1 protein-coding gene and 2 pseudogenes are annotated in these 1,228 nt (G+C 68.5%); 1 reads left to right on the plus strand and 2 read right to left on the minus strand.

Features of this window, described 5'->3' with window-relative positions:
• Positions 1–405, plus strand: a pseudogene (locus U1700_RS14885) (class I SAM-dependent RNA methyltransferase); the annotation flags it as partial.
• Here U1700_RS14885 and truA read toward each other — a convergent pair.
• Both truA and U1700_RS14895 read right to left on the minus strand, forming a co-directional pair.
• Complete coding sequence (truA, locus tag U1700_RS14890) at positions 387–1,136, minus strand: tRNA pseudouridine(38-40) synthase TruA (RefSeq protein WP_332753462.1); 750 nt, start codon at positions 1,134–1,136, stop codon at positions 387–389. The pseudogene U1700_RS14885 and the gene truA overlap by 19 nt on opposite strands.
• A pseudogene (locus U1700_RS14895) lies at positions 1,133–1,228 on the minus strand (methionyl-tRNA formyltransferase); the annotation flags it as partial. The pseudogene U1700_RS14895 and the gene truA, both read right to left, overlap by 4 nt.

Raw genomic sequence — 1,228 nt, forward strand, 5'->3', positions numbered from 1 at the left:
GGCACCTTCGCGCTGGCGCTGCCGGGCAAGGTCTATGCCGCCGAGGGCGCGCGCGACGCGATATTGTCGCTCAAGGGCGCGGCGAATGGCGCAGGGCGCATGGTCTTCGCCGAGCACCGCGACCTCTATCGCCGTCCGCTGACCAAGGCGGAACTGGATCGGTTCGACGCCATCGTCCTCGATCCGCCGCGCGCCGGCGCGCGGGATCAGGCGGATGCGCTGGCCAGCGCCGAAGTGGCGGCCGTGGCCTATGTCTCGTGCAACCCATCCAGCTTCGCACGCGATGCCAAAGCGATGGTCGATCAGGGGTGGCAACTCGACTGGGTGCAGCCGGTGGGGCAGTTCCGCTGGTCGACCCATGTCGAGCTGGCCGCGCGCTTCTCGCGTCAGCCTTCGTCCGGGTAATCCGCCGCCACGAAGAACAGCCCGTCCGACGGCGCGTTCAGCCCCAGCTGCGCGCGGTCGCGGGCATTGAGCGCCGCCTCAACATCGTCGGGCGACCAGCGACCCATGCCGACCAGGGCGAGGCAACCGACCATCGAGCGTACCTGGTGATGCAGGAACGAGCGCGCCGCGGCCCGGATGAACAGTCTATCCCCACTTCGCTCGACCGATAGCAGGTCCAGCGTCCGCACCGGACTATCCGCCTGGCAATGGACCGAACGGAAGGTCGTAAAGTCGTGCCGCCCGACCAGCCGTTCGGCCGCGTCCGCCATGGCGACTTCGTCGAGCATCTGCGGCACCTGCCACGCCAGTCCGGCTTCCTGAGTCAGCGGCGCGCGGCGATTGACGATGCGATACTCATAGGATCGCCGGATGCACGAAAAGCGTGCATGCCAGTCGGGTGCGACCTCGACGCAATCCAGCACCGCGACGGGGGCCGGGCGTACCCGCGCATTGAGCGCCTCCATCAGGCGAAAGGGCGCGATAGGCTTTTCGATATCGACATGGGCGCGCATCGCCAGCCCGTGCACCCCCGCATCGGTTCGACCCGCCGCATGCACGGCGGTTCGTTCGCCGGTGACGGCGTGGACGGCATCCTCCAGTGCCTGTTGGACGCTGGGGCCGTGCGATTGTCGCTGCCAGCCCATGAAGGGCCGCCCATCGAACTCGACGGTCAGCGCAAATCGCGTCAAAGCCGCGTCCCCACCGGAATGGCGAAGCCGCGCAACAGATCTTCGGCGCTCGATACGCCGCGCCCGGCGCGCTGGACCGTCATCGGGCGCAG

Source organism: Sphingomonas sp. RB1R13 (genome assembly GCF_036663775.1).
Lineage (GTDB): Bacteria > Pseudomonadota > Alphaproteobacteria > Sphingomonadales > Sphingomonadaceae > Sphingomicrobium.